Raw genomic sequence first — 15,246 nt, 5'->3', positions numbered from 1 at the left:
TGAGCCCGGCTCGGGCGCGGACTCGAGCCGGTCAGGCGAGTAGTTCGCCGAGGAAGTGACCCGGCAGCTCGTCGAGCACCGGATGCTGCCGTGCGTCATGGGACTGGGTGCGCAACACGTGCAGCACGCCCACCACACCGGGGCCCGCGTCGAGCAGCGGGCGGGTCCAGCCCAGCTCGGCGCAGGTCCGCAGGACCGGCAGCACCAGTCCGGTGGCCTCGCCGACCCAGCCCGCGGCGGCGAGGCATTCGGCCAGCAGCAAGGTGGCGTCCAGCTCCGCGCGGGGCCGGGACTGGTCCAGCAGCCGCGCGTACAGCACGCGCGCGTGCCGGGCGGCGCGGTCGTCGGCACGCAGGCGCTGCTGGGCCAGCAGTTCCCTGATCTCGGCGATCTGGCGGGCTTCGGCGATGAGCAGGGCGGCACCGGACTTGCGGCGGGCACCGTTGCCCGACAGGTCGGCGGTGAAGCGGTCGGCGCCGTCGCCGGCCGGCAGCCCGAGCCGGGACCGTTCGGCGCGCACGTCGGCGTCGAGGCGGGCCAGCCCGTTCGCCGCCGCCACCTTGGCGCCTTCGTCGAGCCGGGCCGTCGCGGTGTACTGGTCACCGAGTGCGGCCTTCACCCTGGCCCCGATGACGAACGTCGCGACCAGGAAGTCGACCGGCCCCACCCGGGTCACCAACTGGTGACTCTCGTCGAGCAACCGGTCGGCCAGCGACAGATCGCCACGACGGTAGGCCAGCTCCCCCAGCATCGCCGCCGCGACCCGCGCCGCGTCCGAACGCGGCCCCGCCCTGGTCCGCGCGGTCTCGTAGGCCCGTTCGAAACAGTCCGTGGCAGTGGCGATGTCGAGCTGTTCGTAGGCCGCGTCGCCTCTGGCGCACAGCCCGAACACCGGGCCGAGCGGGTCCTTCGAGCGTGCGTGAAAGTCCTCGGCCCAGTCCTGCAGCTCGGTGGCGGCGGCGAAGTCGAATTCGCACAGCCGCACGAACGACATCAGGTTGGCCGCCGTCGAAACCAACCAGGCGGGCAGTTCGTCGGGAGCGTCGAGGCAGGCGGCGATCTGCTCGGCCACCCCGTCGGTATCGTCGTGGGCCACCCGATCCGCCGCATTGAGCACCGTTGCCGCACAGCGCCGTTCAGGTGAAGCCGGTTCACCGGCGTCGCCGCGGGCGAGCATGTTCGACAACCGGTCCAGCGCGGTGCGCGCGGTACTGGTCTGCTGCAGGTTCATATTCGCCCGCGCCACCGCCATCAGCAGCTTGGACCGCGAAGTAACCTGCTGCATCGGCAGTTTCGACACACTGCCGAGCAGCGTGGCCAGGCGCGATCCGTCGATCAAGTCCATCCCGCCGCTCTCCAGCAGATCCGCGGCGAGCTTGAGATCGGTCGCCGCCAGCGCGTGATCGACGGACTTGCGCAGCAACTGATGCTCGGCGTACCAGCGCGCGGCCTTGCGGTGCAACACCTTCGAGCTGCCCGGGTGGTCGCGTTCGAGGCGGTTGCGCAGGTGCTCGGCGAACAGTGGTTGCATGCGATACCACCCCGGGTCGTGCTGGAGCCGGTGCAGGAACAGCTCTCGCTGCTCGGCCTGCTCCAGCATCGCGGCGCCGTCGGGCACGTCGGCCAGTAGCGAGGCCAGCGAGCCGTTCACCCGCTCCACCACCGAGATCGCCATCAAGAACTCCAGGAGCTCCGGCTCCAAGGTGTCGAGCACGTTCTCGGCCAGGTACTCCCGCATACCGTGCCCGCCTTCGGCCAGCGAACTCAGCAGCTGGGCGGGGTCGGATGTGCCGCGCAGGGTCAGACTCACCAGCTGAATCGCCGCGGGCCAGCCCTCGGTGGCCACATGGATCTGTTCGACCTGTTCATCGGTGAGCGCGAAACCGTTGCGCTCCACCAGGATCTGACGCGTCTCGGCCTCGGTGAGCCGCAGCGCCGCCGCGTCCAGTTCCACCAGTTCGTCGCGCACCCGCAGCCTGCTGATCGGCAATCCGGCCTGATCGCGGCTGGTGATCACGAACCGCACGTGGTGGCAGCCGTTGTCGAGCAGCATCTCCATCGCCCGGTGCACGCCGGGATCATGTACACGGTGCCAGTCGTCGACGATCACCACCACCGGCTCGGCGCTGGCATGGATCTCATCGATGAGGGTCGCGATCACGTACGCCACCGCGTCGGCGGGGCGTTCCTCTAGCACCTGCTCGAGACCCGCGCCCACATCGGGGCGCACCCGCCGAATCGCCTGGATCAGGTGAGCCAGGAACCAGATCTCGCTGTCGTCGTCCTGGTCGATGCCCAGCCAGGCCACCGCGATGTCGTGTGCCACCAGGTCGGTTCGCCATTGCGCGGCGACGGTGCTCTTGCCGAATCCGGCCGGGGCGTGCACCAGCGCCAGCCTGCGGTGCCCGCCCGCGCGCAGCACGTCGAGCAGGCGCTGGCGGGGAAACGGTTCACGCGCCGGAGTGGGTGGCCGGAATTTCGTCGCGGCGGTGGGCGGCAGCGTGCCGGTGGTGGTGTTGCGCATCGGGACCGAGGCACCGGCCGGTTGCAGGGTGAGCGGCCAGCTGCGGCGGGCGGTTACGGCCTTCAAGCTCTGCGGTGGTTGTTGTTCCTCGAGTTCGTCGCCGGTGACCAGCAGCGCCATCTCATCGGCCATTTGGCCGTGGTCGCGCTGCACCGCGCGCAGCATCTCACCGAATTCGTAAGCCGAGGCGGGCCGGTCGTCGGGGTCGGGGGCCATGGCCTTCTCGATCACCGCGGCCACATCGGCGGGGAAGTCCTGGGCACGCAGATCGGGCACCGGCTGGGTGGTGATGCGCAGGAACTGGGCCACCACCTTCTCCCCCGCTTGCCGTTCGAACGCGGCATGGCCGGTGAGCAGCGCGAACAGGGTGGCACCCAGACCGTATATATCAGACCGAACGGTCGGTTCTTGGCCTTTGAGCACCTCCGGCGCCGTGAACGCGGGCGAACCGGTGATCATGCTGCTCGAAGTCTGGAAACCCCCCGGAATCCGCGCGATACCGAAATCGGTGAGCTGCGGCTCGCCGTACCCGCTGATCAGCACGTTCGCCGGCTTCACATCCCGGTGCAGAATGCCCGCCCGATGCGCCGACTCGATCGCCGCCGCCAGCTTCACCCCGGCACGCAGAGTGTCCTCCCACGTCAGCGGGCCGGTGTCGTGGATGAGTCGCTCCAGCGAACCGCGCGAACAGTAGGGCATCACGATCAGCGGCAGGCCGGTGGCGGTGACGTCGACCTGCAGGATGTCGACGATATTCGGATGCCCCGACAAGCGCCCCATCGCCTGTTCCTCGCGCAGGAACCGTTCCCGGCTCTCCACATCGATCTCCGAGGACAGCACCTTGACCGCCACCACCCGATCCAGGGCGGGCTGGACGGCCCGATACACCACACCGAACCCGCCGCGCCCGATCTCGGTGGCCGCGCTGAGCCCCATCGCGTCCAGATCGGCGACGACCTCCGCGTCCACTTCACCGCGCGACTTGGGCCGCTGTGTGTGCTCTGCCACCGACGACACCTCGGCGGGCCCGCGCTGCATTCGCGTCGGTTCCGGATCCATGTGACCACCTCTCGCATCGAATGGCGTCACCGGCGTTTCGGTCGGCATGCGGACTCGGCCTCCGCCGACATGTCCGCACATATCCAAGCTAGCGCGATCACGCATCGATCGGGTGGAGATTCGATGCTGTGGCGGCCACGGTTGTCCGATCGGATCACCGGGCGCGCCGCGGTGCGACGGAAGTAAGGTCGAACCAACGAATTCCGGCGAGCTCGGCGCCGGAACTGAACCAGGGGGAGTTGACGTGACCTACCCATCGGGACAACAGAATCCGTGGGGGCAGCCGCCCGGCGGGGGCCACCCGCAGCAGCACCCGTACGAGATGGCGCCGCTCGCGCCGCCGCCGAAGTCGAACGCCGGCTGGATCGTGGTCGCACTGCTCCTGGTCGTCGGCCTGGTGGGCGGTGTCGGCGCCCTGGTGCTCGGCGCGAACAGCGGTGTCAGCGGTTCCGCGATGGCTGCCTCGGACGCGATGACAACCACCGCCCCCACCACCACGACAACAACCACCACCACCAAGGCGCGGCCTTCCGCGGGCGCGCAGCTGAGCTACACCGAATACGAGGGCCCCTGGAACTTCAAGCTCGGCGATGTCGAGATGACGGCCGACTGGTCCGAAGGTCGCGACCACACCGACTGCGCGCCCGTCGAGGAGGACGGCGCACTCACCGCCCTGGGCTGCCAGTACGCGGTCGAGATGCTGCTGACCGCCGAAGGCGGCGCCGTGAAGCTGACGCAGTTCGTTCTGGCGATGTCGGACCCGGCCGCAGCCGAGCACGCAGCCGACCAGATCGAGGAAACCGACCTCAACGTCCGCCCCGCCGGCATCATCGACGATTTCGAAACCGGCAAATGGAAGGCCACCTCTTCAAAGGAATTCGTGGTCATCACCCTGGCCACCGCCACCGCAGCCGTCCGCACCGAACTGGTCCAGGACTACCTGCGCTACCGCCACGGCGACATCACCGGAGCAATCGCCTTCCGCTGAGCGCACGCAACCTCCGGCAGGCCTGCGGGCGCAGACAGCGGGAGCCCGCCACCGAATCGGTGACGGGCTCCTCTCCGGTCGGACCGGAAGCCGTGAACTTACTTGCGCAGCGAGGCCGGGACCTCGAAGCGGGGGCCGAACTTCTTGGCCAGTTCGTCGGCGCGGGCCACGAAGGCCTCCTGGCCACCGGGGTAGCCGACGATGAACTGGTGCGAGCCGCCCGACCAGGCCGGGAAGCCGATGCCGAAGATCGAGCCGATGTTCGCGTCGGCGGTGCTGGTGAGCACGCCTTCGTCGAAGCACTTCTGGGTCTCGATGGCCTCGGCGAACATCATCCGGTCCTTGAGGTCCTGGAAGGTGATGCCCTCCGGGAGCTCACGGCTGGAGTTGAACAGCGTACGCAGCTCGCTCCACAGGCCGGCGGCCTTGCCGTCGACGTAGTCGTAGAAACCGGCGCCGCCCGCCTTGCCCTTGCGGTCGTACTCGTCGACCAGCTTGTTGAGCACACCGGCGGTGGTCTCCGACGCGGCGTTCAGCTCGCCACCGGCGGCCTTGATCGCGTCGGCGGTTTCCTTGTAGATCTTCTGCATGGTGGTGAAGTTCAGCTCGTCGCTGAGCTTCAGCGGCGCGGCCGGGTAGCCCGCCTGCAGACCGGCCTGCTCGATGGTGGCCGGGTCGACACCCTCGGCGACCATCGAGATCGCCTCGTTGATGAAGGTGCCGATCACACGCGAGGTGAAGAAGCCACGGCTGTCGTTGACCACGATCGGGGTCTTCTTGATGGCGAGGGTGTAGTCGTACACCCGGGCCAGCGCCTCGGGAGAGGTGTTGTCGCCCTTGATGATCTCCACCAGCGGCATCTTGTCCACGGGGGAGAAGAAGTGGATACCGATGAAGTCCTCGGAACGCTTCACGCCCTCGGAGAGCAGGGTGATCGGCAGGGTCGAGGTGTTCGAGCCCAGCAGCGCGTCGGGGTCGACGATGTCCTCGATCTCCTGGAAGACCTTGTTCTTGAGGTCCGGGTTCTCGAACACGGCCTCGATCACGAAGTCGACGCCCTTGAAGTCGGCGGCATCCGCGGTGGGGGTGATGCGAGCCAGCAGCGCGTCGGACTTCTCCTGGGTGGTCTTGCCACGGGAGAGCGCCTTCTTCTCGATGGCCTCCGAGTACGCCTTGCCCTTCTCGGCGGCCTCGAGCTTGACGTCCTTGAGGACGACCTCGTAACCGGCCTTGGCCGAGACGTAGGCGATGCCCGCGCCCATCATGCCGGCGCCGATGACACCGATCTTCTTGATCTCACGCTTGGGCACATCCTCGACCGACGGACGCGAGCCGCCACCGTTGATGTGGTTGAGGTCGAAGAAGAACGCCTGGATCATGTTCTTCGCGACCGGCCCGGTGAGCAGGCTGATGAAGTAACGACCCTCGATGGCCAGCGCGTTGTCGATGTCGACCTGCGAACCCTCGACCGCCGCGGCCATGATGGCGCGCGGGGCGGGCATGTTGGTGCCCTTGATCTGCTTGCGCAGGTTGGCCGGGAACGCGGGCAGGTTCGCCGCGAAGGCCGGGGTGGACGGGGTGCCGCCGGGGATCCGGTAGCCCTTCTTGTCCCACGGCTGCGCCGCTTCGGGGTTGGCCGCGATCCACGCCCTGGCGGCGGGCAGCAGCTCCTCGACCGAGGAGACGACCTCGTCGATCAGGCCGATTTCCTTGGCCTTGGCGACGCGGTGACGCTGACCCTGCAGCAGCACCTGCATCAGGGCGTTCTGCAGACCGATCATGCGCACCACGCGGGTCACGCCGCCGCCACCGGGCAGCAGGCCAAGCGACACCTCGGGCAGGCCGATGGCCGAACCCTTGACGTCGGCCGCGATGCGGTGATGGGTGGCCAGCGCGATCTCGAGGCCACCACCGAGGGCGGCGCCGTTGATCGCGGCGACGACAGGCTTGCCGAGCTGCTCGAGGCGACGCAGCGGGGCCTTCACACCTTCGAGCATCTTCGCGACGTCGGGCGCGTTGTCCGGGCCGACCTGCATCATGTTCTTCAGGTCGCCGCCGGCGAAGAAGGTCTTCTTGCCCGAGGTGAGCACGACACCGGTGATGTCGTCCTTCTCGGCCTCGAGGCGGTCGACGGTCGCGGCCATCGAGGTGATGTACGCGTCGTTCATCGTGTTGGCGCCCTGGCTGGGGTCGTCGATGGTGAGGACGACCACGCCGTCGGCGTCCTTCTCCCAGCCGATGATGTTGTCAGTCATAGTTTTTCGTTCTCCTGTGAGAAGTTTCGGCCGGGGATCAGACGCGCTCGATGATGGTGGCAACACCCATGCCGCCACCGATGCACAGCGTGATCAGGCCGTAGCGCGCGTTGCGACGCTCCAGCTCGTCGAGCACCGTGCCGGTGATCATCGCGCCGGTGGCACCCAGCGGGTGACCCATCGCGATCGCGCCACCGTTGACGTTGAGCTTCTCGTCCGGGACCTCGAGGTCCTTCTGGAACTTCAGCACCACGGAGGCGAAGGCCTCGTTGATCTCGACGAGGTCCATGTCCTCGATCGTCAGACCCGCCTTGGCCAGCGCCTTCTTGGCGGCCGGGGTGGGACCGGTGAGCATGATGGTGGAGTCGGCACCGGAGGTGGCGGTCGCGACGACGCGGGCGCGCGGGGTCAGACCCGAGGCCTTGCCCGCTTCCTCGGAACCGATCAGCAGCAGGGCGGCGCCGTCGACGATGCCCGAGCTGTTGCCGCCGTGGTGGACGTGGTTGATCTTCTCGACGTAGGTGAACTTCTGCAGCGCGACCGCGTCGAAGCCACCCATCTCACCGACACCGGCGAAGGACGGGTTCAGCTTGCCCAGATCCTCGACGGTGGTGCCGGGGCGCATGTGCTCGTCGCTGTCGAGCACCACCATGCCGTTGATGTCCTTGACCGGGACGATCGACTTGGCGAAGTAGCCGCCGGAGGTGGCCTTGGCCGCCAGGTCCTGCGAGCGCACGGCGTAGGCGTCGACGTCATCGCGGGAGAAGCCCTCGATGGTGGCGATCAGGTCGGCCGAGACGCCCTGGGGCACGAAGTAGCCGTCGTAGTTGGTCGCCGGGTCGAGCGCCCAGGCGCCGCCGTCGGAACCCATCGGCACGCGCGACATCGACTCGACGCCACCGGCGATCACCAGATCGTCGAAGCCCGAGCGAACCTTCTGCGCAGCCAGGTTCACGGCCTCGAGGCCGGAAGCACAGAAACGGTTGAGCTGGAAGCCACCGACGGTGTCGGGCAGACCGGCCGCGGTCACCGCGGTACGGGCGATGTCCATGCCCTGGTCACCGACGGGAGTCACGACGCCGAGGATGATGTCGGAGATCTGATCTTCGTCGAGGTTCGGGAAGCGGCCACGCAGCTCCTGGATCAGACCAACAGTCAGATCGATCGGCTTGACCGAGTGCAGCGAGCCGTTCTTCTTGCCGCGGCCGCGCGGAGTGCGGATGGCCTCGTAGATGTAGGCCTCTGTGGTCATATCGGAGTGTTTCCTTCCTTGGGGTGCGGTGGCCGCACGAACGTCACGACCGAACGTCTCGACGTCGTACAAATCCCGGCGAACACCGGCGGAGCATGCAACCATGCCCACCCGGTGTTCCCGGCCACCCGTTCATACTACCGTGGTGTGCGAACTCCGGTTAACTTAACGCGGTACGGACGGTGGCTGTCAACCGTTCAGAGCCTTTGCTCCGAGCTCGTTGCGCAGCAACGCCAGGGCGACCTCGTCCGGGTCCTGCCGGTCACCGGGCGCCACCGGCACCGCGGCGGCGGCCAGCATCTCCTGTTCCTCCTCGGGCGTGGGCGCGGCGAGCACCCCCGAATCGGCGCCGGAGCGGGCCGGATCGGAGACATAGGTGTCCTCCGGGCCCGGGTCGTCCGGTAAGTCGGGGAAGTCGGGCGGCGGAATGTCGTCGTCGGGCTGCTTGGCCTGGCCCGAACCCCGCGCCCCGTCCCTGGCCTGACTCGGCCGCGAGAACTTGGGCCGCGCCGCGGGCTTGCCATCCCCCGGGCCCGCACCCCGCGCCGGATTCTTCGCCGCCGGGGCGGGCCGAGGGGCGGGCACACCCGTTTCCCAGCGCACATCCAGCTCACGCCCGAGCACCGCCAGCAGCGCCGACCGCACGGCTTCGATATTGCGCGGATCCGACAACCGCTGCGCCAACGGCGGACTCTGGTGTGCGAACACCACTGCCCCGCCCTCGACTCGCGACACCGCGGCCCCCGACAACAACGCCTGCAAGGTGGCTCCGAACTCCCGCACCCGCGCCTTGATCTCCGGCCAAGCGGCCTCGACGATCGCCTGCAAGTCCTCCCCGGCAGTACCGGCCTGCGGTTGCGCGGAAGGTCGGGTCGACGGCGAGTCGCCCGCACCGGCACCAACGCCGGCCTTCGCCGCTGCCGCAGGGCCACTGACCTGTGGTTCCCCGGCAACCCCTGGCTCGACCGGGTCACTGACCCGCGGCCCGGCCGAGGGCGAGCCGGCACCGGTTCCGGCAGACGTGGACGCGGCGGAGTCGCCAGCCTGCGGCTGCGCGGCAGCATCCGACTCGACCGGGTCACTCACCTGCGGCCGAGCCGGCGGCACAACCGGCGCAGGTGCCTCGGCCCGCTGCTGAGCCGACTCCGCATCGGCGGCACCCGACTCCACCACATCACTGACCTGCGACTGAGCCGGCGGCACAACCGGCGCGGGCGCCTCAGCCCGCTGCTGAGCCGACCCGGAATCAGCGGCACTCGACTCCACCACATCACTGACCTGCGACTGAGCCGGCGGCACAACCGGCGCGGGCGCCTCAGCCCGCTGCAGCGCCGACTCGGCAACTGAGGTCTCGGTGGCGTCCGGAAGCGACGACGCGGTTTCACCCGATGCGGCACCGACGGACGACTCGTGCGGGGTGGCCGCCGCGGGCACATCGGTTTGTCCGGTCCCGGCACATGGCTGCGCGGGCACTTCCGCACCGCTACCGGAATGCCCGGCGCGCGAAGCGCCGCCATTCACCGCGTCAGACACCGGAGGCGTTGGTGTCCCCGGGTTTTCAGGCGCAACACGGTCGACAGCAGGTTCGCGTTCGGACCTACGACGGTCGGCCGACCGGACACCGCGCTCGCCTTCGGACTCCGACGAGACAGCTTGCTCACCAACACCTTCTGGCCGGCCCGCCGCGGCAACTCCCGTGGCAGGCTGCGACACCTCCGACTCAGTGCGGGGGGTGTCCATGCGGCCAGTTACCGGAGCGGTCGACGCTCCCGTGTGCGCGGCCGAGACCGCATCCGGCCGACCGGCAGAGGTGACAGACGACGACTCACGTTCGCCTGGATGTCCGGCCGGGGCGGGCGCTGGAGTGACCGCAGTATTCGGCTGGGTCGGTTGCGGCGGCGAATCGGGGGCCGATGGCCCGGCAGGCGGGGTCGGCTGCGGCGGCGGGGCGGCGGCCGCGGATGACGGTCGGGCCGCGGCAGCGGGGGCGGCTGGACCGGCACCCCCGGGAGTGGCGGATTCAGCTGCGGCCGCTTCTTTTTCGGCACGAACGGCGGCGAGGAGTTCCGCGCCGCGGCGAGGGCTTTCGCGGCTCGCGCTCGGTGCGGGACGATCGGCGGGTACAGCAGACTCGACTGCGGGCGCGGCGCCGGTACGCGCGGTCGGCGCGACGGTCCCGGTGGCGAATCCGCGTTCGAGACGCTCGAGGCGTTGCAGGGTGGCCGACTCGGCGTCGGAGACCGACGGAAGGAGCATGCGGGCGCAGATGACTTCGAGCAGCAGGCGAGGGGCGGTGGCGCCGCGCATTTCGCCGAGTCCGTCGTGGAGCAGTTCGGCGTAGCGGGTGAGGGTGGCGGGGCCGATGCGCTGAGCCTGGTCGCGCATGCGTTCCAGGACGTCACCGGGGCCCGCGACCAGGCCGCGTTCGGCGGCGTCGGGCACCGCGCGCAGCAGAATCAGGTCACGTAGGCGTTCGAGCAGGTCGACGGCGAAGCGGCGCGGGTCGTGTCCGGCCTCCATCACCTGGTCGATGGTGCCGAACAGGGCACCGCCGTCGTCGGCGGCCAGCGCGTCGATCGCGTCGTCGATCAACGCCACATCGGTGACGCCGAGCAGCGCCACCGCGCGCGGGTAGGTGACACCGTCGGGCCCGGCGCCGGCCAGCAACTGGTCGAGCACGCTCAGACTGTCGCGAGGTGAACCGCCACCGGCCCGGATGACCAGCGGGTATACCGCTTCGTCCACCGGCACGTGCTCCTGCTCGCAGATCTTGCCGAGCAGTCCGCGCATGGTGGCCGGCGGCAGCAGGCGGAACGGGTAGTGATGGGTGCGGGAGCGGATCGTCGGCAGCACCTTGTCGGGCTCGGTGGTGGCGAAGATGAAGATCAGGTGGGCCGGTGGTTCTTCGACGATCTTGAGCAGCGCGTTGAAACCGGCCGTGGTCACCATGTGCGCTTCGTCGACGATGAACACGCGGTAGCGGGACTCGGCGGGTGCGTAGAACGCGCGGTCGCGCAGCTCACGGGTGTCGTCGACACCGCCGTGGCTGGCCGCGTCGAGTTCGGTGACGTCGAGGTTGCCCGAACCGCCGGGCCCGAGCGCGACACAGGAGGAGCAGACGCCACACGGCGTGGACGTCGGGCCCTCCACGCAGTTCAGCGAGCGGGCGAGGATGCGCGCCGAGGACGTCTTGCCGCAGCCACGCGGCCCGGAGAACAGGTACGCGTGACTGATCCGTCCGGTGTCCAGCGCGATACTCAACGGGTCGGTGACGTGCTCCTGACCCACTACCTCAGCGAATGTCGCCGGTCGATATTTCCGGTACAGAGCCACGGCCCACAGGCTACCGACTACCTCCGACAGCGCAGGGGGCCGCGGGGGTGTTCGTGTCCGGACCGCCCGCCATACCGTGGATTGTGATCTAAATCACTAGCATTGCGAAGGTTGGCTGCGGCCGCAAAATCGCAGCGCACACACGCAAAACCCGAGCAAACGGCTGCACCGCTCGCAGCGAAACGCGCAGTGATCATTTGTCCATCCTGGTTGGGGCGGGAATGCGTACTCACTCCCCGGTTGAGGGCCATTTTCCGGATGTAACGAACACGTCAAGCGTCGTGACAGCGGCGCAAGCGGCTGGCTACCGTAGTTATCGGCAACTTCGGTGGCCAAACCTTCATCAGGTTGGTGACCCCGGCCGGTCCCTCATCCCGACCGGGGCACAACCTTCGCGCACCGATCGCTCCCCCACCGCATCGACCGGAGGAACGTTTCATCGTGCTGTCGTGTGATGACATCGCAGCCGCCTGGCTGGCCCATACCGACTTCGCCGGCGACAACGCCGCCGTCGGACTGCTGAGCCGGGCGATCAGCCCCCAGGACTTCGACATCAAACGCGACTCGTTACCGGTGGCCGCCGCGGCCGACCCGGCAACGGCTGCGGCCATCCTGCAACTGCTCGAACGCGGACAGGTGCCGACAATGGCCGCCATCCGCACCCTCACCGCGCAGAACGAGATGCGCCGCGAGGCCGAGCGGATCGAGAAACTCGGCCGCCGCGCCCAGCGCAGCATCGACGAATTCGGGCGCATCCTCGCCCGGTTGGCCGCGGCACACTGGAGCGCACACGGCATCGGACCGACCCGGCGCGACATCCTCGCCAGCGCCGAGATCACCGAACTCATCGCCGACCGGGTCGGCGAGATCGCGCCGACGGCCATCAAACACCTCTGGCTGATCGAACGGGCCCAGCGCGCGGGCTGGATCGCGTCGAACGCGACCCCCGGTTCGCTGTGCCCGGCCCGACGCTGGCACACCACCAAATACGGCAATCGGGTCTCGCAGAAGCCGGTCAACACGATCGGAAAGCTGGTGGCCGGGTTCGTCATCGAACACACCGCCGACAAGGGCAGGCCGCCGAGCTGGGCGGTTCTCGCGCGCGACCTGCGCGACGACCGCGGCCGCCGCATCTTCTTCGATGTGGCCGACGCGCACGCCCAGCGGCGCTGGCTGGTCACCGCCGAGTGGCTCGGCGACAGCGACGACCTACCGTCCCCCGGCCGGCGCGGCGCTCGCGCGGTCGCCAAGGAAACCCGCGGCTAGCTGACCTCGTTCGAGGGCGCGAGCCAGGTGTTGCATTCGTAGTTGCGGTTCTTCAGGTAGCCGTGGTTGTACCAGTTGCCGTTGTGTTCCGGTGTCCCGTGGTCGCGATGGCGTCCGTTGCCGTCACCGCGGTCGTAGTTGTGTCTGACCGCGGCGAACCCTTCTTGCGGCGTCCACGATCCGCCCGCCTCCGCTGACCCGATGTACATGCCGCCGAAACAGCTGGCCTGCAGTTCCATTCGCCGTGAGGTCTCCAACCCGCCACTGGACGTGGCGCCCAACTGGCGTCGCTGATTCGACCCCGCCTGCAGCAACCCGGTGAGACCCTGCACGTGGTGGCCGTATTCGTGGGCGTAGATCGACAGCGCCTCCATCGGCGGGAACGGCGTGTTGTGCAGGACGAGTCCGGCGGTGGACATGTAGATCGTGCTCGACGCGCTGCAGTAGAAGGCGTCGCTGGTGGACCGACCACAGGGCGAGGACAGTTGCGAAGGCCGCTCGGCGACAACGAGTCCCGGGCTGCGGAACGGCAGGTTCGCGGCGGCGAGATTGGGGCGCCACATCTGATCCAGGCAGCTCGACGCGGCCGCGAAGAACGCCCTGGCGGTGGCCACGTCGGTCGACCAGCGCGGCAGGTCGCAGTCCATATTGCCCAGATAGGCGCTGGAGTCGCGGAACAGCGGATGCTGATCGAGAGCGATCACCGGCTGCGGTCCGACCGGTTCGGTCGTAGCCGGTGCGGTGGTGCGCGCGGTGGTCGCCCGCGCACTCGTCGCTCGCGCGGTCGTCGGGTTCGTCGTGGGCACAGGCGAATCCGGCGTGTAGGTGAAACTCGGCGGCGCGGCTTGTGTCCCCTTCCGCCGCGACGACTGCTCGCTAGCCCCCACCGCCACCAGCAGCGCCCCCACCACGCCGAACACGACCAGCACCGTCAGCAAGGTCCCGAACACACCGGACCCACCGCGCGGCGGCGGATACGGCCGATACCCCGGCGGCACAAAGCCATACGGCGGAGGCAAGGGCCGCCCATACGGACCAGTTCCCGGCCGCCCATACGCCGCCGCTCCCGGATATCCATACGGAGCAGGTCCGGGCTGCCCATAAGGATTCGGCCCCGGTTGCCCATACGGCCCCTGCACCGGCTGCCCGTGCGGCTGCCCATAGGGCGCGGGCCCCTGCGGCCCGTACGGCGGCCTGGGCCCACCGTAAGGCGGTCCCCCCGAAGGAGGCTGAGACGGTGGATACACGACACCTACCAATTGGTCACAAAAAATCTGAGCAACTCCCGGGCAGGTACGCCCCACCCCGACACCACAGTTTGCCGCGTCCCCAACTCCCCACATGCCTGACCCTGGCGAAGTCGCGCCGAAACAGGCGAGCACATGGGTAACTCACCGGGAACGGGCTGATCCACCACCCCCGAAAAGCTTGCCGCCTCCCCAACTCCCCACGCACCTCGAGCCTGGCCAAAATACCCGGAGAGGCGGAACAGCCCCTCAGCTCACGGAGGAGGTGGGGGCGGTGAAGGTGTTGCACTGGGTGGTGCGGTTGTGGTTCAGGCCCGATTCGAACCACTGGCCACCGTTTTCGGCGGTTCCGTGGTCGCGCATGTCGCCCACTCCGTCACCGCGACCGTAGGAATCCCTGGTCGCCAACGTCACCTGCGACGATGTCAACGATCCGCCGCCGCTCGTCGCGGAGATGAACATTCCGTCGAAACAGTTGGCTTGCAACTCCACTCGGCGCGAGAGTTCCAGCCCCTTGGCCGAGCGCACCCCGACATCGATCCGTTCGCTGTTGGCTTTGCGCAGGATCCCGGATTGGGCCTGGATGTGGTGGCCGTATTCGTGGGCGAACACCGACAGGTACACCACCCAGTTGTCGCGGAACTGGTCGGTTTGCAGCTGGCTGATCGGCATGTAGATGGTCTTGTTGGCCGGGCAGTAGAAGGCGGCGAAGTTGCTCGTGGAGCCGGTGCAGGGTGTGGTGATGCCGTCGGTGGTGGCGGTGACGCTGAGGGTGGGTGATTCGAACGGCAGCTCGTTCGAGGCCATCACCGGTTTCCAGGCCGCTTCCAGGCAGGTGGCGGCCGATTCGAAGAATCCGCGGGCGCGGTCCACCTGGGTGCCCCAGGGGGCGTAGTCGCAGGAGGCCGGGACCAGGGTGCCCGCGGCGTCGGTGACCAGCGGGTTGTCCCCGGTTTTGGCGGGTGCGGCGTCGGGGTCGGGGGTGTAGGTGGTTTCCGGTTCGGGGCCGAGCGCGTCGATGCCCACGTCGATACCGTGGCCCACGGCGTATTTCACCAGGCCGCCGACCAGCAGGAAGATCACCACCAGCAGCAGCGCGGTGAAGCCGCCGCCGCGTTTGCGGGGTGGCGGGGTGGGTCGGCCGGGCGGGCCGTAGGGCATCGGTGGCGGCCGGTAGCCCGGTGGCGGACCGTAGGCGGGCCGAGCCTGTGGATAACCCTGCGGCTGGGGGTATCCCGGCGGCGGACCGTAACCCGGCTGGGGCCGATATCCCGGGGGTGGTCGATAGCCGGGGGGCGGCGGAACCTGTCGTCCACCAGGCC

The 15,246-nt window shown here is 68.8% G+C and carries 7 protein-coding genes and 1 pseudogene; 2 read left to right on the top strand and 6 right to left on the bottom strand.

The window, feature by feature from the left end; all coding sequences use genetic code 11:
• Positions 1-31: 31 nt before the first annotated feature.
• The gene (locus ACFO5K_RS21855; protein ID WP_378566262.1) at positions 32-3,562 is read right to left on the bottom strand and encodes a protein kinase domain-containing protein; all 3,531 of its coding nucleotides are present in this window, start codon (positions 3,560-3,562) and stop codon (positions 32-34) included.
• Between the two features lie 265 nt (positions 3,563-3,827).
• Between ACFO5K_RS21855 and ACFO5K_RS21850 the strand changes: the two genes are divergently transcribed.
• Positions 3,828-4,571 carry a hypothetical protein gene (locus ACFO5K_RS21850; protein ID WP_378566009.1) on the top strand — a complete coding sequence of 248 codons (744 nt, stop codon included), beginning with the start codon at positions 3,828-3,830 and terminating at the stop codon, positions 4,569-4,571.
• A gap of 98 nt (positions 4,572-4,669) precedes the next feature.
• Here the strand turns inward: ACFO5K_RS21850 and ACFO5K_RS21845 are convergent, their stop codons facing one another.
• The 3 genes and pseudogenes from ACFO5K_RS21845 to ACFO5K_RS21835 all read right to left on the bottom strand — a co-directional run.
• The gene (locus ACFO5K_RS21845; protein ID WP_378566006.1) at positions 4,670-6,826 is read right to left on the bottom strand and encodes a 3-hydroxyacyl-CoA dehydrogenase NAD-binding domain-containing protein; all 2,157 of its coding nucleotides are present in this window, start codon (positions 6,824-6,826) and stop codon (positions 4,670-4,672) included.
• Between the two features lie 37 nt (positions 6,827-6,863).
• On the bottom strand, positions 6,864-8,078 hold the full coding sequence (locus ACFO5K_RS21840; RefSeq protein WP_378566003.1) for an acetyl-CoA C-acetyltransferase: 1,215 nt from the start codon (positions 8,076-8,078) through the stop codon (positions 6,864-6,866).
• Positions 8,079-9,779: 1,701 nt separating this feature from the next.
• Positions 9,780-11,411, bottom strand: a pseudogene (locus ACFO5K_RS21835) (DNA polymerase III subunit gamma and tau); the annotation flags it as partial.
• Positions 11,412-11,852: 441 nt separating this feature from the next.
• Here ACFO5K_RS21835 and ACFO5K_RS21830 point away from each other — a divergent pair.
• On the top strand, positions 11,853-12,677 hold the full coding sequence (locus tag ACFO5K_RS21830; protein ID WP_378566000.1) for a hypothetical protein: 825 nt from the start codon (positions 11,853-11,855) through the stop codon (positions 12,675-12,677).
• Here the strand turns inward: ACFO5K_RS21830 and ACFO5K_RS21825 are convergent.
• Both ACFO5K_RS21825 and ACFO5K_RS21820 read right to left on the bottom strand, forming a co-directional pair.
• Positions 12,674-13,627: a neutral zinc metallopeptidase gene (locus tag ACFO5K_RS21825; RefSeq protein WP_378565997.1), complete on the bottom strand. Its 954-nt coding sequence runs from the start codon at positions 13,625-13,627 to the stop codon at positions 12,674-12,676. The genes ACFO5K_RS21830 and ACFO5K_RS21825 overlap by 4 nt on opposite strands.
• Positions 13,628-14,173: 546 nt before the next feature.
• On the bottom strand, positions 14,174-15,085 hold the full coding sequence (locus ACFO5K_RS21820; RefSeq protein ID WP_378565994.1) for a neutral zinc metallopeptidase: 912 nt from the start codon (positions 15,083-15,085) through the stop codon (positions 14,174-14,176).
• Between the last annotated feature and the right edge of the window lie 161 nt (positions 15,086-15,246).

The organism is Nocardia halotolerans (assembly GCF_042650145.1).
GTDB lineage: Bacteria > Actinomycetota > Actinomycetes > Mycobacteriales > Mycobacteriaceae > Nocardia > Nocardia halotolerans.
Note: the sequence above shows the minus strand (reverse complement) of the source record. Positions and strands in the feature narration are given on the sequence as shown.